The sequence below is a fragment of the Arthrobacter sp. SD1074B genome (assembly GCF_056780195.1).
Map to the genome: position 1 here is coordinate 2,110,652 of NZ_JBRAZT010000001.1, position 19,583 is coordinate 2,130,234.

The following is a 19,583-nucleotide window of genomic DNA, read 5'->3' on the forward strand; positions in this document are numbered from 1 at the left end:
TTCCTGACACTGCTGTCTCTGACACTGCGTGGGAGTCTGTCACGTCGTTACTTTCCACTATCGGCTTCTGCCTGAGGGGCTGCGGAGATCAAATCTTGGAGGGTGGACAGGAGCAGGGCCTTGTCCTCGGCCCGGCGGGTGCGGAAGCCGGTGTCCAGCTCCTTGGCGCCAAGCAGCCAGCTGAGCACCAGCAATCCGTCTTTTTCGACAAACTTTCCGGCCATGCCGCTTTCCTGCCGGACGCCGGTGAGGCTGGCCGCCGGGATGAAGACGGGTGCGGCGCCGGAGCGGTCGAACAGCACGCCTTCGGGGTGGACGCTGAGCCGGGCGTTGGTGCGCAGGCCCAGCTGGTGGACGGCGATCCGATCCAGCCAGTCGCCGGCGGCGGTGGAGGCGACGTACTGGCCCTCGGCGGCAGCCAGCGGTCCGCCAAGCTCCGCGGGGACGGCCGGGAGCGGCTCGACGTCGGCCTGGCGGCGCAGCCGGTTGCGCCAGCCGATCCAGATCAGGACCAGCGCGACGCCGATCAGGACCAGCGTCAGCAGCAGGGAGAGTTCCTTGACCATCAGGGCCGGACCGCCGCTGCCATGTTGGGGGCATCTGGGAGCCACCGGTACGGGGTGTTGAGTTCCCCGTTCAGGACGGTGGGATGGCCCTTGAAGAAGGTGGCCACCACCTTGCCCGGGAGCTCCCGGCCGGCAAACGGAGAGTTACGGCCCATGGTTGCCATCTTAGAAGGGTCCACGGTCCAGCGCGCAGCCGGGTCCACGAGTGTGACGTTGGCGGGTTCGCCGGCCTCCAGTGGCCGGCCCTGGTCCGCCAGCCGGCCGATCGCGGCTGGCGTGGTGGAGGTCACGCGGGCGAAGTCGGCCCAGTCCATCAAGCCGGTTTCGATCATGGTGTGCTGCACCACCGAGAGGGCGGTTTCCAGCCCGGTCATGCCCATCGCGGCCTGCGCCCACTCGCATTCCTTGTGTTCGCTCGGGTGCGGGGCGTGGTCGGTGCCGACGACGTCGATCGTGCCGTCCGCCAGCCCGGCGCGCAGGGCCTGGACGTCTTCGTCGGTGCGCAGCGGCGGGTTGACCTTGTAGACCGGATCATAGCTGCGGACCAGTTCGTCGGTCAGCCAGAGGTGGTGCGGTGTGACCTCGGCAGTGACGTTGATGCCGCGCGACTTGGCCCAGCGCACGATCTCCACCGAGCCGGCGGTGGACACATGGCAGACGTGCAGCCGGGATCCGACGTGCTGGGCGAGCAGGACGTCGCGGGCAATGATGCTTTCCTCGGCGACGGCCGGCCAGCCGGCGAGGCCGAGCACTGCGGAGACCGTTCCCTCGTTCATCTGCGCGCCGGCGGTGAGGCGGGGTTCCTGTGCGTGCTGGGCGACGACGCCGTCGAACGCCTTGACGTATTCCAGGGCCCGGCGCATCAGCACGGGGTCGCTGACGCAGACGCCGTCGTCGGAGAAGACCCGGACCCGGGCGCGGGAGTCTGCCATGGCGCCGAGTTCGGCCAGCTGCTCCCCGGCCAGGCCGACGGTGACGGCACCGACCGGACGGACGTCAACCCAGCCGGCGGCGCGGCCCAGGCTGAAGACCTGTTCGACGACGCCGGCGGTGTCCGCAACGGGTGTGCTGTTGGCCATCGCGTGCACCGCGGTGTAGCCGCCCAAGGCCGCGGCGCGGGTACCGGTCTCGACGGTTTCAGCGTCTTCACGGCCAGGTTCGCGCAGGTGGGTGTGGATGTCGACCATGCCGGGCAGGGCAACGAGGCCGGCGGCCTCAATCACCGTCGCGTCCCCGGCGTCGAGGTCCTGGCCGCGGTCGGCGATGACACCGTCGCGGATCAGCAGGTCTTCAGCGGGTCCGCCGAGGATCGCGGCGCCCCGGATGAGGTAGGCGCCGGCGCTGCCTGTGTCCTGTTGTTGCGATGCCATCAGTTGCTCTCCTTGGAGTAGGCGGCGGTGGTGGTCGCTGGTTCGCGGGTGTCCCCGGAGAGCAGCAGGTAGAGGGCGGCCATCCGGATGGACACCCCGTTGCGCACCTGTGCCAGCACGGTGGAACGGGGCGAGTCGGCGGCGGCCGAGGATATTTCCAGCCCGCGGTTCATCGGGCCGGGGTGCATGATGATGGTGTCCTTCAGGCCCAGGCTGTCGAGGGCACGGAGCCGGGTGTCGTCGAAGCCCCAGCGCCGTGAGTATTCGCGGGTGGTCGGGAAGAACGAAGCGTTCATCCGCTCACCCTGCACGCGGAGCATCATCATCGCGTCCACGCCCCGGGCGAGGGTCTCGTCGAGGTCGTAGCTGACGGTGCAGGGCCAGGCCTCGACGCCGATCGGCAGCAGCGTGGGCGGCGCCACAAGGGTGACTTCCGCCCCCAGGGTGCGCAGCAGCCAGACGTTGGAGCGGGCCACGCGGGAGTGCAGCACATCACCGGCGATCGCAACGCGCATGCCCCGCAGGTCCGCGCCGGCGGACGGGGTGCCGGCGAGCTGTGACCAGTGCCGGCGCATGGTGAATGCGTCCAGCAACGCCTGGGTGGGGTGTTCGTGGGTGCCGTCGCCGGCGTTGATGACGGCGGCGTCGATCCAGTCGGTCGCCGCCAGCCGGTGCGGGGCGCCGGACGCCCAGTGACGGATGACGACGGCGTCGGCACCCATGGCGGCTAGCGTCTGGGCGGTGTCCTTGAGGGATTCGCCCTTGGAGACAGAGGAGCCTTTCGCGGCGAAGTTGATGACGTCCGCGGAGAGCCGCTTCGCGGCTGCTTCGAAGGAGATGCGGGTGCGGGTGGAGTCCTCGAAGAAGAGGTTTACCACGGTGCGGCCGCGCAGTGCCGGGAGCTTTTTGACCTCGCGCTCCCCCACCGCGGCCATCTCTTCGGCGGTGTCGAGGATGCGGATCGCGTTGGCGTAGCTGAGGTCTTCGGTGGAGAGCAGGTGCTTCATGCAGTGGCCTCGATAACGACTTCGTTCACTGCTTCGCCGCCGGCGGAGTCTGTTTCCTCGAGCCGGACGCGGACTTTCTCCGCGGAGGAGGTGGGGAGGTTCTTGCCGACGTGGTCGGCCCGGATCGGCAGTTCGCGGTGGCCCCGGTCAATCAGGACGGCCAGCCGGACGATCCGCGGGCGGCCCAGGTCGATGATGGCGTCCAGCGCGGCGCGGATGGTGCGGCCGGAGTAGAGCACGTCGTCGATCAGCACCACCACTTTGTTGTCGATCCCGGTGCGGGGCAGCTGGGTGGGGTACGGGGGCCTGGTCGGCTGGTGCGAGAGGTCGTCACGGAACATGGTGACGTCCAGCTGGCCGACGATCGCGGCCGGGTCCACGCCGGGGTCGGCGGCGGCGATCTTCGCGGCGAGCCGGACGGCGAGCGGGTAGCCCCGCCGCGGGATGCCCAGCAGGACCAGGTCCTGGGAGCCCTTGTTGGACTCAAGAATCTCATGGGCGATACGAGTGAGTGCACGGTCGATGTCAGCCTGGTTGAGGACAACCCTGCTGAGCTGGACCTTGGCCGGAACCGGTGCTTCTGGAACAGAAGTCAACGCTCGTCTCCCCTTTCCCCGCCTCACGGGACGGAATTAAAAAAGGATCATTTGCCCTTTCAAATTACCACACGGGCCGCCGCCGACCGGCCCGTGGAGAGGCGGTGTGCGTCACACCGCGGTCCTGCCCCGCTGGCCATATTCGGCTGCCCGGCGCCGCGCGGCTTAGGCTCGTGGCATGACGAGCTTTGATCCTCCGCCGGGCGCCCGCACACCGGGCCGGCCGCCGCTGGCTGGACAGATACCGCAGCAGGCCAACCCCAGCTGGATGGGACAGGTCCGGCCGCAGAACTACCGGCCGGCGCCGGGCTACGGGCCCGCACCCGGCGGCCACGTAGTGGCACAGCTGCTGCCGCGGCCCCGGGCCTCGGCGGGCATGGCGGCGTTGGTGCTGGGCGGTGGGCTGCTCGCCTTCATGAGTTTGTTCCTCGTGCTGCCGTTCGTGCTGGAAAACACCGGCCCCGGCGGCTTTGTCGTAGGCTTTATCGCCTCGCTGCTGCCACTCGGCTCGGTCCTGCTGGCGGTCCGCTACATCGACCGCTGGGAGCCCGAACCGAAGCGGCTGCTGCTCTTCGCGTTTGCCTGGGGAGCGCTCGTGTCGATTTCCGTGACGATGCTGATCCAGCCGTTCTTCTCGCTCGCCGCGGGTCCGGCGTCGGGGCTGGACTACCGGACGTTCGCGGTCACGGTCCAGGCGCCGGTGGTGGAGGAATTCGCCAAGTCGCTTGGCTTATTGCTGCTCCTGCTCTTCGCGCGCAAGCAGTTCGACGGTCCGGTCGACGGCGTCGTGTTCGCGTTCACGATTGCCGGCGGTTTCGCTTTCACCGAGAACATCCTGTACTTCGGCCGGGCCATCGCCGAGTCGAGCACCCCGGGCACGGACCTGGCCGTCGTGTTCTTCCTGCGCGGTGTGATGTCTCCGTTCGCGCACGCCATTTTCACCGGGACAACCGGGCTGATCCTGGGTTTCGCGGCGCGCCGCTGGCACTCCGGCCTGACGCTCCTCGCATTCCCGGTGGGCCTGGTCCCTGCCATGCTGCTGCACAGCGGCTGGAACTCCATGGGCCAGAACTTCCTGGCGCAGTACATCCTTGTCCAGGTGCCGATCTTCCTGCTCGCAGTCCTCGTTGTGGTGCTGCTGCGCGTTGCGGAACGCCGGCTGACCCGGCAGCGGCTGCAGGAGTACGCGGCGGCCGGGTGGTTCACGGGCCAGGAAGTGTCCATGCTGGCAACCCCCGCCGGGCGCCGCTCGGCCCTGCGCTGGGCCAGGTCCATCGGCCGCGGCCCGCAGATGCGGGCGTTCCTGCACGCCGCCACCCGGCTGGCTTTCATCCGGCAGCGCATCCTCAGCGGCCGGGACGTGCCGGCGCATCAGCTCGACGAGCAGCGGCAGCTCGCCGAGATCGTTGCGTTGCGCGACGCCGTCCTGCGCTGACCCGTGGGCGGAGACAACAAGGGCCGGTGTCCGCCTCGCGGCGGGCACCGGCCCTTGTTGTTGCATTCCCGGCCCGCCCGGGGGTCAGGCCAGCAGCGAAGGCTTCAGCTGCTGCAGGCGGCCCAGCAGGCCGTTAATGAACGACGGCGACTCGTCCGTGGAGAGCGTCTTGGCCAGGGCGACAGCCTCGCTCACGGCGACGCCATCGGGGACGTCGTCGTTGTAGAGCAGTTCCCAGGTGCCGATCCGCAGGATGATGCGGTCCACCGAGGGCATCCGCTCCAGCGACCAGCCCTGCGAGTACGTTTCGAGGAACTCGTCGATCGCGGCCTGGTGGGAGACGACCCCCTCGACGATTTCCAAGGTGTACGGGTTGATGATCTGATCCGTCTGTTCACGACGGGACCGCAGCACATCGAATGCGGAGGCGGAGCGCTGCTCCGCCTCGAAGAGAACATCCAGGGCCCGGTTACGGGCCTTACCGCGTGCGCTCACTAGTCGTTGACCCGGCCAAGGTAGCTGCCGTCGCGGGTGTCGACCTTGACCTTGGTGTTGTTCTCCACGAACAGCGGCACCTGGATCTCGTAGCCGGTCTCGAGGGTGGCCGGCTTGGTGCCCGCGGAGGAGCGGTCGCCCTGCAGGCCCGGCTCGGTGTACGTGATTTCCAGCACGACGCTCGGCGGCAGTTCGATGTAGAGCGGGTTGCCCTCGTGGATGGCGATGTTCACCATCTGGTTCTCCAGCATGAAGTTGGTGGCGTCGCCGACGGTGGCGGCGGACACGGTGAGCTGGTCGAAATCCGAGGTGTCCATGAACACGAAGTCGGCGCCGTCCTGGTACAGGTACTGGTAGTCGCGCCGGTCAACCGTGGCGGTCTCGATCTTGAGCCCGGCGTTGAAGGTCTTGTCAACGACCTTGCCGGACATCACGTTGCGCATCTTGGTGCGGACGAACGCGCCGCCCTTGCCGGGCTTGACGTGCTGGAACTCAATGATGTTCCAAAGCTGGCCCTCAAGCTTCAGCACGGTTCCGTTCTTGATGTCGTTAGTGGTTGCCACAATATCCTCAGGTTTCTCAAGTTGACTGGTTCTAGCCGCCAGCCGCTTATGCCAGGCAGGCATGCCGATCCGGCCTGCCAGCGCGTATTTATCAAAAATCCAAAAACCATTCTACCGGTTTTGCCGGCACGCTGCCGGACGGCGCCTTAGCCTGCCAGGTCCAGCACGTCCCGCGCGCGTTGCAGGGCTACTGTCGACGAGTAGATCAGCGCCGCGTCCGCTGAGCCTGCCACGCGTATGTCCAGTGCTTTGGCGAAGGATTCGACGGCGGCGGAGATGTTGCCGGCGGCAAAGTGGCACCGGCCCAGGTGCTGCCGGACCACGGCCTCGTCCGGCGTGCCCTGCGCTTCGGCGAGGAGCTGGCGGTAGAGCTCGACGGCGCGATCAAAGCGGTGGGAGACCCGCAGCACCTCGGCCTCGAACATCCGCAGCCGGAACGAATCCGGATCTTTGTACCGGGCCTCGGCGAGAAGTTCGGCGGCCTCGCCCGGGTGGCCTTCCACGAGGCGGACAAAGATCAGGTCGGTGGGGTCTGTCGAGGCGGCCAGTGCCTCGGCGCACGCCTCCTCGTTGACCACCTGCGGCATGAGGGTTTGCGGGTTGATCCGGATGCCGGGGAACCCGGCGTCGGGCCACTCGCTGGTGCCGCCGCTGTCGCTGATCATCAGGACGCGATTTCCTGGTACGCCGCGAAGAGCAGCGAGGTGTCCGGGACGTCCAGGATGCCGGGACGACCGACGCCGTCGAGCACCACGAAGCGCAGCAGGTCGCCGCGGGACTTCTTGTCCCGCCGCATGCCGTCCAGCAGGGCCTGCCAGCGGTCGCGCCGGTAGGTAAGGGGCAGGCCGAGGCTCTCGAGGATGGTCCGGTGCCGGTCGGCGTCGGCGTCGCTGAGCCGTCCGACGCTGCGGGCCAGTTCAGCGGCGAACATCATGCCTACTGAGACTGCGGCGCCGTGCCGCCAGGAGTAGCGTTCGGCGAGTTCAATCGCGTGGCCCAGGGTATGGCCGTAGTTGAGGATCTCGCGCTGCCCGGTTTCCTTGAGGTCCTCGGAAACAACCCGGGCCTTGACGGTGATGGCGCGTTCGATCAGTTCGCGCACCGTCGCGGTGCGGGGGTCGGACACCGCGGCGGGGTCCTTTTCAATCAGGTCAAGGATGGCCGGGTCGGAGATGAAGCCGCACTTGATGACCTCGGCCATGCCCGAGATCATCTCGTTCTTCGGCAGCGTGTCCAGCGTGTCCAGGTCCGCGAGCACGCCGGCCGGCGGGTGGAACACGCCCACCAGGTTCTTGCCTTCGGCGGTGTTGATGCCGGTCTTGCCGCCGACGGCCGCATCCACCATGCCCAGCAGGCTGGTCGGCATGTGGATGACTTTAATGCCGCGCAGCCAGGTCGCGGCGACGAAGCCGGCGAGGTCGGTGACCGCTCCCCCGCCGACGGCGACGATCGCGTCCGAGCGGGTGAAGTCATTTTGGCCCAGCACCTGCCAGCAGAACGAGGCCACCTCAATGTGCTTGCCTTCCTCGGCGTCCGGGATCTCGGCCGTCAGTGCGGTGAAGCCGGCGGTGGCCAGCTCCTCCCGGACGGCGTCGCCGGTGAGTCGCAGGGCGCGCGGGTGGATGACGAGGACGCGCTTGACGCGCTCCCCCAGCAGGCCCGGCAGCTTGGCCAGCAGTCCGCGGCCGACGACGACGTCGTAGTTGTCCCCCGGAGCCTTGCCGGTGACTTTGATGACGGTTGATTCGGTGCTCACTTTTCAACTTTCCTTGTCGCTGCTGGGGCGGGGGTCGCGGCGGTTTGGGTGGCGGCAAGCTGCTCAAGCGCATCTTCGAGCCGGCGCGCGAGTTCCGGGACGGAGCCGCTCCGGACGTCGAGGACCAGGTCGGCGAGTCGTTCGTAGACCGGCTGCCGGGTGGCGAACAGGGACCGCCAGCGTTCCATCGCGTCGCCGGCCAGGAGCGGGCGCCCGGAGTTCCGGGCGATGCGCTCGGCCACGGTGACGGCGTCACATTCGAGGTAGACCACGGTGCAGTCGGCCAGCAGCTGCTGCGTGCCGGAGTCCAGCACCGCGCCGCCGCCGAGGGAGATGACTGTGTTGGTGCCTGCTGTGTTGGTGCCTGCTGTGTTGGTGCCTACGGCCTCTTCGATGGCCTGCGCCACGGCCCGGGCTTCGAGTTCGCGGAACGCGCACTCCCCGCGACCCGCGAAGATGTCGGCGATGGAGCCGTGCTGGGCGACCACTTCAACGTCGGTGTCGACAAAGCGGGCCCCGAGCTGCTGGGCAAGCTGCTGTCCGATCGCGGACTTGCCAACCGCCATCGGACCGATCAGTGCGATTGGTCGGTTGGGTGTGCCACGCGGTTCTCTGCGGGGTTCCCTACGCGCTGGAATAGGTGCCGGCACTAGTGGCCGATCGAGTCCAGGGACGCCGGAATGTTGTCCAGGTAACCCTTGATGTTGCGGGCGGTTTCCTGCACGGAGTCGCCGCCGAACTTTTCCGTGACTGCCTCGGCGAGGACCAGCGCCACCATCGCCTCGGCCACGACGCCGGCGGCCGGGACCGCACAGACGTCCGAGCGCTGGTGGTGGGCCTTCGCAGCCTCGCCGGTGCTGACGTCGACGGTCTTGAGCGCGCGCGGCACGGTCGCAATGGGCTTCATGGCGGCCCGGACCCGGAGCACGTCGCCGATGCTCATGCCGCCTTCGATGCCGCCGGCGCGGTTGGACGTGCGGATGATTTTGCCGTCCGCGTCCTTGACGATTTCGTCGTGGGCGGCCGATCCCCGGCGCGCGGCGGTGAGGAAGCCGTCGCCGACCTCGACGCCCTTGATCGCCTGGATGCCCATCAGTGCGGCGGCGAGGCGCGAGTCGAGGCGCCGGTCCCAGTGCACGTAGCTGCCCAGTCCCGGCGGCAGGCCGTAGGCGAGTACCTCGACGACGCCGCCGAGGGTTTCGCCTTCCTTGTGCGCGGCGTCCACTTCCGCGACCATGGCGTCGGAAGTTTCACGGTCGAAGCAGCGCAGCGGGTCTGCGTCGAGGGCCAGCACGTTCTCCGGCACCGGCAGCGGCCGGCCCTCCGGGACCGCGACGCTGGCGATCGAGACGGTGTGCGAGACCAGTTCGATGCCAAGCTGCTGGAGGAACGCGGCAGCGACGGCGCCCAGGGCGACCCGGGTTGCGGTCTCGCGGGCGCTGGCGCGCTCCAGGACCGGGCGGGCCTCGTCGAAACCGTACTTCTGCATGCCGGTGAAGTCGGCGTGGCCAGGCCGCGGCCGGGTGAGGGGCGCGTTGCGGGCCTGGTCGGCGAGGGCTTCAGGGTCCACCGGGTCAGCAGACATGATCTGCTCCCACTTGGGCCATTCGGTGTTGCCAACCTGGATGGCGACGGGCCCGCCCTGGGTCAGTCCGTGGCGGACACCGCCCAGGACCGTTACCGCATCCTGTTCGAACTTCATCCGGGCACCGCGGCCGTAGCCGAGACGCCGGCGTGCCAGTGCCTCGACGATCCGGCCGCTGGTGAGCTCAACACCGGCGGGGACGCCTTCGATAATTCCGACCAGGGCCGGACCATGGGATTCTCCGGCAGTCAACCAACGCAACATACAATCCATCCTGCCATGCAAGCCCCTTAGAACACCCGTCGGGGCGCCCCGACTGCGTCACACATCACATCTATGACTTCCGCCGGCACGGGGCCGCCGAGTCCGGTGAAATGGCGTACCTGCTCCACGGCCTGGTAGAGCAGCATTTCGAGGCCGGGAACCACCCGCCCGCCCGCGTCCGACCAGACGGCGGCGATACGGCTCGGCCAGGGATCGTAGGCAACGTCGAGGAGCACCCCGGCGGCCCTGCCGCCGTTCGGGGCCCATGCTGCGGCGAGTTCCTCCGCCAGGCCGTCGGCAGCGCGCGGCGGCAGGGTGGAGATCACGACGTCGGCGGCGGTTACTGCCTGCGCCGCAGCTGCCAGCGGCAGCACCTGCAGGGGAAGGCCGACAGCGGCGGCCGCTGCCCGGGCTTCGCCGGCGCGGCCGACGTCCCGTACGTACACGGCGGCGCCGGGCGCCCCGAGTTCCTTGAGCGCGGCGACAGCGGCTGCGGCGGTCCCTCCGCCGCCTAGGATGACGGCGGACGGTTCAGCGCCTGCTCCTGCGTACCGGAGCGCGTTGACGATCCCGGCCACGTCAGTGTTGTAGCCGACCAGGCGGACCGGCGCACCGTCAGCGGCGCCCGGGTGTTCGAAGGCGACAGTGTTGATGACGCCCAGCTGCCGGGCGACGCCGCGGATCTCGTCCATCTCGGCGGCCATGGCGGCCTTGAGCGGCATCGTCACGGACAGGCCGCGCCAGCTGGTATCGCGGCGTACCCCTGCCATGAACCCCGGCAGCGCGTCCTCCGTCACGTCGAAGGCTTCATAGGCCAGTTCGACGCCGAGCTTCGCGTAGGCGGCGCGGTGCAGTGCCGGTGACTTCGAGTGGCTGATGGGATGCCCGAGCACGGCGGCCCGCAGCGTCACACGCAACGTCCGGGGTTGGCCTCGCACCAGGCGTTGTACTTGGCCACATAGCCGTTGTGCTCCGCCAGGGTCTTGGAGAACTTCGTCTCCTTGGTGTCCAGGTTGATGGTGACCCAGTACAGGTAATCATTCTTCTTGGGCTTGGCGGCGGCGTCGATGGCCCGTTTGCCCGGCGACCCGATGGGTCCGGCCGGCAGTCCGGGGTTGGCGTAGGTGTTGTACCGGTTCGACTTGTCCGCCTTTTGGTCTTCGTCAATGTGGAAGCTCCGGATACCCAGCCCGTAGGTCACCGTGGCGTCGGACTGGATCAGCCCGTTGGTCTCGGTGTTGCTGGGCTTGAGCCGGTTATAGATGGCGCCGGCCACGTCCCCGTATTCGGCCTGGCCGCCTTCGGCCTGGACAATGCTGGCGACCGTGAGGACGTCGTACTGCTTGCCGGGATCGGTGACGCCCTGCGCCTTAAGTTCCTCCAGCGTGGTGCTGACGAGTTTCGCCAGGATGTCCTTCCCGGAGGTCCCGAGCGGGAAGCGGTATTCGCCAGGGAACAGGAACCCTTCGAGGTTCTTGGCCTTAGCCGGCACGCCGAACTGTTTCGGGGAGTCACTGAGCTTCTTCAGGTCCTCGATCGGGATTCCGGTGCCTTCGGAGATGGCCCGCAGTGACTCGTCGATCCGCAGCCCTGCGTTCAGGGCAAAGTACATGACCTTGTCCTGGCCCTCGTTCAGGAGGACAGCCACCGCATCAGCGTTGTTCATTTCCTTGCGCAGCGTAAAGGTACCCGGGCTCAGGGATCCGCCCGAGGCGGCGAACTGCTTGACGAACGAATCCGCGTTCGCAATGACCTTCTGGGACTCCATGTCGGCGGCCACAGACCGGGGACCTGCGCCGGGCGGAACGGTGATCGTCACGGACCCGGTGCCCGGGCCCGGGTAATCAGCCATCTTGTCGCCGCCGAGCAGCGGCTTAATGACCTGCGCACCGACGACGATGGCGACCACAAAAACGGCCAGCGTCAAGATGAGGGCAACGAACCGGCGGCGCCGGCGGACCTTTTTGGACGGGCCCTTGGCGGTGGGGAGGGCGGCGGCGCCGGCGATCAGATCGTGGCCGGGTTCGTCGTCGTAGACAGGGGGGGCCTCATCGTCGGGGTGGGACGCATAGCCGGGGTGGAAATCCGCCCTGTCCTGAAGGCGCTGGCCGTACTGCAGCTCGTCGGCGCGGCGCAGGGTCTCCTCCCGGGACATCCCGCCGGCATACTCGTGGACAGACTCTTCGAGGCCGGGGTGTTCAACCACCGGCTCCTCGTGGACGGGCTCTTCGAGGCCGGGGTGTTCAACGACCGGCTCCTCGTTGACGGGCTCTTCGAGGCCGGGGTGTTCAACGACCGGCTCCTCGTGTCCGGCCGCGGCGTCAACGGGTTCCGGATGAACGGGTGCTGTGTGAACGGGGTCTTGATGCACGGTCGGCGCAGTCTGCGGCTGCGCCGGCGCGGCGTCGACGGGTTCCCGGGGTGCTTCCGACGGCTCTGCGGGAGCGTCCTGGCCGGTCTCAAAGGCCTGCGGCGGGATGATGTCGTGACCCTGGGTGGCGAGGAATTTCTCCCGGGCCCGGATCTCTTTGCGCGTCAGCGGTCGGCCGGCGCCGCTGTTGGCAACACCAGAGGAGTCGTCATTGTTGACCGGGCTCACTGTAGCCTTCCATTTTGGGCAGAATGCGTTGTGCAGAATGCGTGTGTACTTCCGGAACGGTCTGAGCGCCGTCGCCGGGTGGCCCCGGAGGGAGGTCCGCACTGACGCGGCTTCCTACATCCGTTCCCCTGGCCTTTTGCATGTCGATCGCGTGCTGGAGGATACCTGCGGCCGCAACCTGATCCACTACTTTACGGTGGTCCCTGCTGCTCATGCCAGCCTGATGCAGGTTGCGGTGGGCTGTCACCGTGCTCAGCCGCTCGTCAACCATCCTGACCGGAATGCCGGAACCGGCCTCCAATAGTGTACTGACCAGTAGCTTTGCATACTCGGTGGCCATTCGAGCGGAAGCGTGCTCCTCGCCTTTAAGGGTGCGCGGCAGGCCGACAAAAATTTCCACCACCTCGAGTTCCGCCGCGAGTTTCGCGAGGATGCGCACGTCGGTGTTCTTCTTCGCGTTCCTCTCCAGCGTCCGCAGCGGCGTGGCCAGGATGCCGTCACGGTCGCAGACCGCTAGGCCAACCCGGACCGTGCCGACGTCTACCCCGAGTTTTACGCCCCGGGGGTAGACGCCGGGCACGGCCGATTCAGTCATCCGTGGCCCCGGACTAACGCCTCGTAATGGCGTCCACGACGGCGGTGAGCGCCGCGCCGACCTTGGAGGCGTCCGTGCCGCCGCCCTGCGCCACGTCGTCCTTGCCGCCGCCGCCGCCGCCGAGGATACCGGCCGCGAGCCGGACCAGCACACCGGCCTTGACGCCGGCCGCGCGGGCAGCGTCGTTGGTGGCGATCAGGATCACCGGACGGTCGTTGCTGACCCCGGCGACCGCGACGGCTGCCGGCTCGGAGCCGAGGCGGGTCCGCAGGTCCAGGGCGAGGCCGCGGAGGTCGTCGGCGCCGCTGACCATGCCGGCGTCGTGGGCGATGACCTTGACGCCGGCGGCGTCCTTGGCGGTGCCTACCAGCTGCGCGGCGGCAGCCGTGAGCTGCTCCTTGCGCAGCCGCTCCAGTTCCTTCTCGGCCGTCTTCAGCTTGTTCAGGGTGCTGGCAATCCGCTCGGTCAGCAGCCCGGAAGGAACCTTCAGCATTTCGGTGAGTTCGGTCACCAGGGCGCGCTCGGCGGCAAGGTGGCGGAACGCGTCCATGCCGACGAAGGCCTCCACGCGGCGGTTTCCCGAACCCACGGACTGCTCGCCCAGCAGGGACAGGCTGCCGATCAGCGAGGTGTTGGACACGTGCGTGCCGCCGCAAAGCTCGCGGGACCAGGCGCCGTCGATCTCGACGACGCGCACCTCGTTGCCGTAGTTCTCACCGAACAGGGCCATCGCTCCGAGGGCCTTGGCTTCGGCCAGGCCCATGACCTTGGTCTCGACCTGGAAGTTGTTCCGGATCGCGATGTTGGAAACTTCCTCGATTTCGGAGCGCGTCGCAGCGCTGAGGCCTTCGCCCCAGGCGAAGTCGAAACGGAGGTAGCCGGCTTTGTTGAACGAACCGCGCTGCAGCGCCTCCGGCCCAAGGATCTGGTGCAGGGCGGCGTGCACAATGTGCGTGCCGGTGTGGGCCTGTTCGGCGGCGTGGCGGCGTTCCCGGTCAACGGCGGCCTGAACCAGCGCATCTGCGCCGATTTCGCCTTCGCGGACGATAGCCTTGTGCACGCTCAGGCCCTTGATCGGGCGCTGCACGTCCAGGACCTCGACGACGAAGCCGTCCCCGGTGATGAGGCCGGTGTCCGCTGCCTGGCCGCCCGCTTCGGCATAGAACGGCGTCTCGGCCAGCACGAGTTCGATTTCCTCCCCGGTGGATGCCTGGGAGACCTTCCGGCCGCCGGCCAGGATGCCGCGCACCTTGGACTCCCCGGCAAGCTCGGTGTAGCCGGTGAACACGGTCTCCCCCGCGGCCAGCAGTTCCTGGAAGGCGGAGAGGTCCGCGTGGGCGCCCTTCTTGCCCTTGGCGTCGGCCTGGGCGCGTTGGCGCTGTTCCAGCATGAGCTTGCGGAATTCCGGCTCGTCGACCTTGAGCCCGGCTTCCTCTGCCATTTCCAGGGTGAGGTCGATCGGGAAGCCGTAGGTGTCGTGCAGCGCGAAGGCGTCCGCGCCGGAGAGCGGCTGGCCGGCCGCCTTGGATTCCTTCACGGCGTCCTCGAGGCGGGCCGTGCCGGAGGCGATGGTGCGCAGGAAGGCCTTCTCTTCGGCGTAGGCGATCCGGCTGATCCGGTCGAAGTCGGTTTCCACCACCGGGTAGACACCCTTCATGGCGTCGCGGGAGGCGGGCAGCAGTTCGGGCAGGCAGGCCTTCTCGACGCCAAGCAGGCGCATGGAACGCACGGCCCGGCGGATCAGGCGGCGCAGCACGTAGCCGCGGCCTTCATTGGAGGGGGTGACGCCGTCGGCGATCAGCATCAGTGCCGATCGGATGTGGTCGGCCACCACGCGCATCCGGACGTCGTCGGTGTGGTGCGGATCCTCCGGCGTCTCCGCGGACGTGTATTCCTTGCCGGAGAGCGCAGCGGCCCTGTCGATCACCGGGCGGACCTGGTCCGTTTCGTACATGTTCTCTACGCCCTGCAGGATCATCGCGAGGCGCTCCATGCCGAGGCCGGTGTCGATGTTCTTCTTCGGCAGCTCGCCGGTGATGTCGAAGTCCACCTTGGAGCGGACGTTGTCGATCTGGTACTGCATGAACACGAGGTTCCAGATTTCGATGTACCGGGTCTCGTCGGCCAGGGGGCCGCCTTCAATACCGTAGGCCGGGCCGCGGTCGTAGTAGATCTCGGAGCAGGGGCCGGCGGGTCCGGGCTGCCCGGTGGACCAGTAATTGTCCGCCTTGCCCATCCGCTGGATCCGCTCGGCCGGGACACCGGTGTTCTTTAGCCAGAGTTCCTTGGCCTCGTCGTCCTCTTCGTAGACGGTTACCCAGAGACGCTCGGGCGGCAGGCCGTAGCCGCCGTCGTCAACGCTCGTGGTGAGCAGTTCCCAGGCGAACTTGATGGCGTCTTCCTTGAAGTAGTCGCCAAAGGAGAAGTTGCCGCACATCTGGAAGAAGGTGCCGTGCCGGGCGGTCTTGCCGACTTCTTCGATGTCGCCGGTGCGGATGCACTTCTGCACGCTGGTGGCCCGGGCGTAGGGGGCTTCCTCCCGTGCAGTCAGGTACGGGATGAACGGCACCATGCCGGCCACCGTGAACAGCAGGGACGGGTCGCTGGAGACCAGGGAAGCGGACGGAACCGCCGTGTGGCCCTTGCTGACGAAAAAGTCGATCCAGCGCTTGGTGATCTCCTGCGACTTCATAACCTGGTTTCTTACCCTTCAATATTCACTGCGTCATTGGTTCCGGGCTGGTGCTCGTCACCGGTGCTCGCCGCCGGTGTTTACCGGCGGCGCCTGCCGGCGGGGTGGACGCAGGGCGCCATGCTGCCAGCCTTCGGACATACTCTGAGGTGCCGGCCCGGAACCGGCAGGCGCCCCGCGGGGCGCCGTTGCTTCTTATTCTCTCCCGGCTAGCGCCGGACCGCATCCCGGCGGGCGCCGGGGGCGGCGTCCACGGCAGTCTCGGCGCCGGTTTCCACACCAAGGGCGGTACGGAGTTCGGATTCCCGCTCGTGCATGCCGACGCGGACGGCGTCGGCGAAGTCGTACACCCCGTCGGCGAGTCGGCCGACCGCACGGTTCAGGCCTTCGGGGCCGAGGTTCGACTGTGCCTCGGTGAGTTTGCGGAAGGCGATGACGCCGATCGCGACGCCGATGCCCATCCAGATGATTCTGTTCATGTCAGCTCCTGTCAGCGTGATCAGTGAGGTCAGCGGCTGCGGCGGCCGGTGGCGGGCTTTTTGCGGGCCGAGAAGGCGGACCGCACGCCGTAGCTGAACGCGGCGACTTTGATCAGCGGGGAGCCAACGGTGGCGGCGACCAGCGAGGACAGCGCCGAGATATTGGCGGAGGCGTCAGAGACGTTGGAGGCGATCCCGTCGACTTTCTTTAGCTGCTGGTTGGTGGTGGAGACGGTAGCGGTGACCTCATCCATCAGCGGGGTCGCGCCGTCGCTGATGGAGCGGATGGTACTGCGGACCTCGTCGAACACTCCGCCGAGCTTGAGGATCGGTACGGCAAGCAGCAGGACCAGCAGTGCAAACACTCCGGCCGCGATCAGGCCGGCAATATCGCCACCAGACATAGACGTTCATCTCCTTGAAACTACGTGGATTCCTGCATGGTTCTCCGTCCGCGGGCGCTGCCGGCGGAGAACTCCCCCAAGTACCTTACATACAAAGAAGCCCGCGGCGCTTGCCACGGGCTTCTTTGTAAGGTGTCGCGCTGGATCTAGCGTGCGTAGAATTCCACGACGAGCTGCTCTTCGCAGGTCACGGGGATCTCGGAGCGCTTGGGGCGACGGACCAGGCGTGCCTGCAGGGCGTCAAGCTTGACGTCCAGGTACGCCGGAACCATCGGCAGCACATCGCGGTGTGCGCCTGCGGCTGCCACCTGGAACGGAGGCATGGTCTCGCTGCGGCTGTGGACGTGGACCAGCTGGCCCTCACCGACGCGGAAAGACGGGCGGTCAACGCGGATGCCGTCAACCAGGATGTGGCGGTGCACCACCAGCTGGCGGGCCTGGGCGATGGTGCGGGCGAAGCCGGCACGCAGCACGAGGGCGTCGAGACGCATTTCGAGCAGTTCGATCAGGTTTTCACCGGTCAGGCCCTTGGTGCGGCGTGCTTCTTCGAAGGCACGGGTCATCTGGGCTTCGCGGATGCCGTACTGCGCGCGCAGACGCTGCTTTTCGCGCAGACGTACGGCGTAGTCGGAGTCCTGCTTCTTGCGGGCACGGCCATGCTCACCGGGGCCGTACGGGCGGCGCTCCATGTACTTGGCGGCCTTGGGGGTCAGAGCGATGCCGAGTGCACGCGAGAGGCGTGCGGTACGGCGAGCACGAGTGTTGTTAGCCACTTGTGTCCTTCCAATATCTGCGGTGTGTCAGTGTTACTGGCCTCCACGATGGAGAGCATCGGCCAACCGCTGCCTTTTGCTACTGGGCACAGGGCGAACCCATCAAATCAGCGTGAACCGCTGGGAACTGGTGGATTGTGCGTCCGTGCCTTGCCAGACAACGATCCATCCTACCAGAGGTTCACCTGCCCCGGATGATCTTCCGGAGCCGCTCCAGGCGGGTGGAGATGTCGCGTTCGGCGCCGTTCGCGGTGGGTTCGTAGTAGTTCCGGCCTACGAGGTCATCCGGCGGGTACTGCTGCGTGGCCACGGCGTGCGGCGCGTCGTGGGCGTATTTGTAGCCCTTACCGTGGCCCAGCTGTTTGGACCCTGGGTAGTGGGCGTCCCGCAAGTGCGCCGGGATGCCGTTGCCGAGACCGGCGCGGACGTCGGCGATCGCCTGGTTGATCCCCAGATACGCCGCATTGGACTTTGGCGCGGTGGCGAGGTGGACCACCGCCTCGGCCAGGATGATGCGTCCCTCGGGCATGCCGATCAACTGCACCGCCTGGGCGGCCGCCACCGCGGTCTGCAGGGCGGTGGGGTCGGCCATGCCGACGTCCTCGGCGGCGGAGATCACGATCCGCCGGGCCACGAACCGGGGGTCCTCGCCCGCCTCCAGCATCCGCGCCAAATAGTGCAGCGCGGCGTCGACGTCGGAGCCGCGGATGGACTTGATAAAGGCGCTGGCGACATCGTAGTGCTGGTCGCCGGCACGGTCGTAGCGTACCGACGCGACGTCGAGGGCCCGTTCAGTGTGCTTGAGTTCGATTCTGACGGGGGCATCGCCGCCCGCCCCTCCGACGTCGTCCGCGTCGCCGAACGCGACGCCGGCTGCAGCCTCCAACGCCGTCAGCGCCCGGCGCGCGTCCCCGCCGGAAAGCCGGACCAGGTGGGCGAGTGCTTCCTCGTCGAGCTCCACCTTGCCGCCCAGGCCGCGGGCGTCCTCGGCGGCCCGCCGCAGCAGCCCTTCGACGTCGGCGTCGGTGAGCGGCTTGAGCGTCAGCAGCAGCGAGCGGGACAGCAGCGGCGACACGACGGAGAACGAGGGGTTTTCCGTGGTGGCCGCGACCAGGACCACCCAGCGGTTCTCCACGCCCGGCAGCAGCGCGTCCTGCTGGGCCTTGTTGAAGCGGTGGATTTCGTCCAGGAACAGTACGGTGGTGGTCTTGTACAGGTCCCGCGCGGTGAGCGCTTCGTCCATGACGCGCCGGACGTCCTTCACGCCGGCGGTGATGGCGGAGAGCTCGACGAACTTCCGGCCCGGGCCCTTGGCAATGACGTGCGCGAGGGTGGTCTTGCCGGTGCCGGGGGGTCCCCAGAGAATCAGGGAGCTCGGGCCGGCCGGTCCGGTGGCGTCGGTGCCGGCCGCGAGTTGCCGCAGCGGCGAGCCGTGGCCCAGGAGGTGCTGCTGGCCCACGACGTCGTCAAGGCTCCGGGGCCGCATCCGGACTGCCAGCGGACTGCGCGGCGCGGAGCGGGCCGGTGTGCCGCTCGGGGAGCTGCCGTCGCCGGGCTCTTCGGCATCGACGTCGTTGTTTGCGGACGCGTTGTCCTGCCCTGCGCCAAAGAGATCATCCACATAGATAGGCTACTTCTAGTTCCTGTCCGTCCTGACACGGCGGCCGTCCCCCGCAACCGCACAACGGAGATCCCTGCCATGGCCAGCCTCGATACCCGTGTGGCATTTGTCTCCGGCGACCGGCTGCCCGGCTGGGTGGAGCGGTTCCGGGCGAGCCACGGGGAACTGCGAGAAGAACCGGACAACGACGGCCTCCGGCTGCTGGCAGCCGACGGCGCCGCGGCGCTGCTGCAGCCACCATGGCCGGACGGCGGACGCCCGGGCCGTGGCGATGATTCCGTGGCCCGGCTGGCGTCGCTGGCGTCGCAGCCGCGCCGGGTTGGCGTGGTCCTGGTGCGCCGCGGCGGGTACTCGGTGGCGGTGGTGTCCGAGGGACGGGTCCTGGCTTCCAAGACCGGCACGCGGCACGTGCAGTCCCGGACCGCGGCCGGCGGCTGGTCGCAGCAGCGCTTTGCCCGGCGCCGCGCCAACCAGGCCGATGCCCTGGTGGAAGCCGTGGCCGACCATGCCGCCCGTATCTTCGAGGACCAGGGTGTCGAATATCTCGTCCCGGGCGGGGACCGCACGCTGGCCGGGCAGGTGCTGGCCGAACCGGTCCTCAAGCGCTACGCGGCCCTGGTCCGGCTGCCGTTCCTGGACGTCCCCGACCCGCGCGCGGCCGTGCTGAAGAAGGCCGCAGCGAACCTGTGCGCGGTGCGGATCATGGTCACCGATCCGCCGGCATAGGGTTTGGCCCCTCCCGCCCGTTTCGAGGGTCCGTGCCGGTTCGATGCTGGCAAACAC

20 protein-coding genes are annotated in these 19,583 nt (G+C 68.0%); 2 read left to right on the forward strand and 18 right to left on the reverse strand.

Annotation, left to right across the window (positions count from 1 at the left end; translation table 11 throughout):
• Positions 1–47: 47 nt before the first annotated feature.
• Genes ACUYM2_RS09730 through pyrR form a run of 4 tightly spaced genes read right to left on the reverse strand, consistent with a single transcriptional unit; the run spans position 48 to position 3,539 of the window.
• The gene (locus ACUYM2_RS09730; RefSeq protein ID WP_481599877.1) at positions 48–566 is read right to left on the reverse strand and encodes a PH-like domain-containing protein; all 519 of its coding nucleotides are present in this window, start codon (positions 564–566) and stop codon (positions 48–50) included.
• A complete protein-coding gene (locus ACUYM2_RS09735) occupies positions 566–1,936 on the reverse strand; it encodes a dihydroorotase (protein WP_481599878.1) in 1,371 nt (456 codons plus the stop codon). The genes ACUYM2_RS09730 and ACUYM2_RS09735 overlap by 1 nt, the downstream gene beginning before the upstream one ends.
• Positions 1,936–2,943, reverse strand: a complete 1,008-nt coding sequence (locus ACUYM2_RS09740; protein WP_481599879.1) for an aspartate carbamoyltransferase catalytic subunit — start codon at positions 2,941–2,943, stop codon at positions 1,936–1,938. Before ACUYM2_RS09740 ends, ACUYM2_RS09735 begins: the two co-directional genes overlap by 1 nt.
• Complete coding sequence (gene pyrR / locus ACUYM2_RS09745; RefSeq protein WP_479783145.1) at positions 2,940–3,539, reverse strand: bifunctional pyr operon transcriptional regulator/uracil phosphoribosyltransferase PyrR; 600 nt, start codon at positions 3,537–3,539, stop codon at positions 2,940–2,942. Before pyrR ends, ACUYM2_RS09740 begins: the two co-directional genes overlap by 4 nt.
• Positions 3,540–3,717: 178 nt before the next feature.
• On the opposite strand from pyrR, the gene ACUYM2_RS09750 reads away from it, so the two are divergent.
• Complete coding sequence (locus tag ACUYM2_RS09750; protein ID WP_481599880.1) at positions 3,718–4,974, forward strand: PrsW family intramembrane metalloprotease; 1,257 nt, start codon at positions 3,718–3,720, stop codon at positions 4,972–4,974.
• A gap of 84 nt (positions 4,975–5,058) precedes the next feature.
• Here the strand turns inward: ACUYM2_RS09750 and nusB are convergent, their stop codons facing one another.
• The 14 genes from nusB to ACUYM2_RS09820 all read right to left on the reverse strand — a co-directional run bounded on the left by nusB (position 5,059) and on the right by ACUYM2_RS09820 (position 18,665).
• Entirely contained in the window at positions 5,059–5,469 is a 411-nt protein-coding gene (nusB, locus tag ACUYM2_RS09755; RefSeq protein WP_441402995.1) for a transcription antitermination factor NusB, read from the reverse strand.
• Entirely contained in the window at positions 5,469–6,032 is a 564-nt protein-coding gene (gene efp, locus ACUYM2_RS09760; protein ID WP_018773146.1) for an elongation factor P, read from the reverse strand. The genes nusB and efp overlap by 1 nt, the downstream gene beginning before the upstream one ends.
• Before the next feature lie 146 nt (positions 6,033–6,178).
• The gene (locus ACUYM2_RS09765) at positions 6,179–6,697 is read right to left on the reverse strand and encodes a tetratricopeptide repeat protein (RefSeq protein ID WP_481599881.1); all 519 of its coding nucleotides are present in this window, start codon (positions 6,695–6,697) and stop codon (positions 6,179–6,181) included.
• Entirely contained in the window at positions 6,697–7,788 is a 1,092-nt protein-coding gene (aroB, locus tag ACUYM2_RS09770) for a 3-dehydroquinate synthase (RefSeq protein ID WP_481599882.1), read from the reverse strand. Before aroB ends, ACUYM2_RS09765 begins: the two co-directional genes overlap by 1 nt.
• A complete protein-coding gene (locus tag ACUYM2_RS09775) occupies positions 7,785–8,354 on the reverse strand; it encodes a shikimate kinase (RefSeq protein ID WP_481599883.1) in 570 nt (189 codons plus the stop codon). Before ACUYM2_RS09775 ends, aroB begins: the two co-directional genes overlap by 4 nt.
• Before the next feature lie 83 nt (positions 8,355–8,437).
• Positions 8,438–9,637: a chorismate synthase gene (aroC, locus tag ACUYM2_RS09780; RefSeq protein ID WP_481599884.1), complete on the reverse strand. Its 1,200-nt coding sequence runs from the start codon at positions 9,635–9,637 to the stop codon at positions 8,438–8,440.
• A 26-nt stretch (positions 9,638–9,663) separates the two neighbouring features.
• Positions 9,664–10,548 carry a shikimate dehydrogenase gene (locus tag ACUYM2_RS09785; RefSeq protein WP_481601459.1) on the reverse strand — a complete coding sequence of 295 codons (885 nt, stop codon included), beginning with the start codon at positions 10,546–10,548 and terminating at the stop codon, positions 9,664–9,666.
• Positions 10,545–12,236: an endolytic transglycosylase MltG gene (gene mltG / locus ACUYM2_RS09790; protein WP_481599885.1), complete on the reverse strand. Its 1,692-nt coding sequence runs from the start codon at positions 12,234–12,236 to the stop codon at positions 10,545–10,547. Before mltG ends, ACUYM2_RS09785 begins: the two co-directional genes overlap by 4 nt.
• Entirely contained in the window at positions 12,217–12,831 is a 615-nt protein-coding gene (ruvX, locus tag ACUYM2_RS09795; protein WP_481599886.1) for a Holliday junction resolvase RuvX, read from the reverse strand. The genes mltG and ruvX overlap by 20 nt, the downstream gene beginning before the upstream one ends.
• 13 nt (positions 12,832–12,844) lie before the next feature.
• On the reverse strand, positions 12,845–15,523 hold the full coding sequence (alaS, locus tag ACUYM2_RS09800) for an alanine--tRNA ligase (protein ID WP_481599887.1): 2,679 nt from the start codon (positions 15,521–15,523) through the stop codon (positions 12,845–12,847).
• A gap of 209 nt (positions 15,524–15,732) precedes the next feature.
• Positions 15,733–16,002 (reverse strand): DUF6167 family protein, encoded by a 270-nt coding sequence (locus ACUYM2_RS09805; protein ID WP_481599888.1) that lies wholly within the window; start codon positions 16,000–16,002, stop codon positions 15,733–15,735.
• Between the two features lie 29 nt (positions 16,003–16,031).
• Positions 16,032–16,406: a DUF948 domain-containing protein gene (locus ACUYM2_RS09810; RefSeq protein WP_175321020.1), complete on the reverse strand. Its 375-nt coding sequence runs from the start codon at positions 16,404–16,406 to the stop codon at positions 16,032–16,034.
• A gap of 146 nt (positions 16,407–16,552) precedes the next feature.
• Positions 16,553–17,179: a 30S ribosomal protein S4 gene (gene rpsD / locus ACUYM2_RS09815; RefSeq protein ID WP_091251848.1), complete on the reverse strand. Its 627-nt coding sequence runs from the start codon at positions 17,177–17,179 to the stop codon at positions 16,553–16,555.
• A gap of 181 nt (positions 17,180–17,360) precedes the next feature.
• A complete protein-coding gene (locus tag ACUYM2_RS09820) occupies positions 17,361–18,665 on the reverse strand; it encodes a replication-associated recombination protein A (protein WP_481601460.1) in 1,305 nt (434 codons plus the stop codon).
• Between the two features lie 213 nt (positions 18,666–18,878).
• Here ACUYM2_RS09820 and ACUYM2_RS09825 point away from each other — a divergent pair, with 213 nt between their 5' ends.
• Positions 18,879–19,526 (forward strand): acVLRF1 family peptidyl-tRNA hydrolase, encoded by a 648-nt coding sequence (locus ACUYM2_RS09825; RefSeq protein WP_481599889.1) that lies wholly within the window; start codon positions 18,879–18,881, stop codon positions 19,524–19,526.
• Positions 19,527–19,583 lie beyond the last annotated feature (57 nt).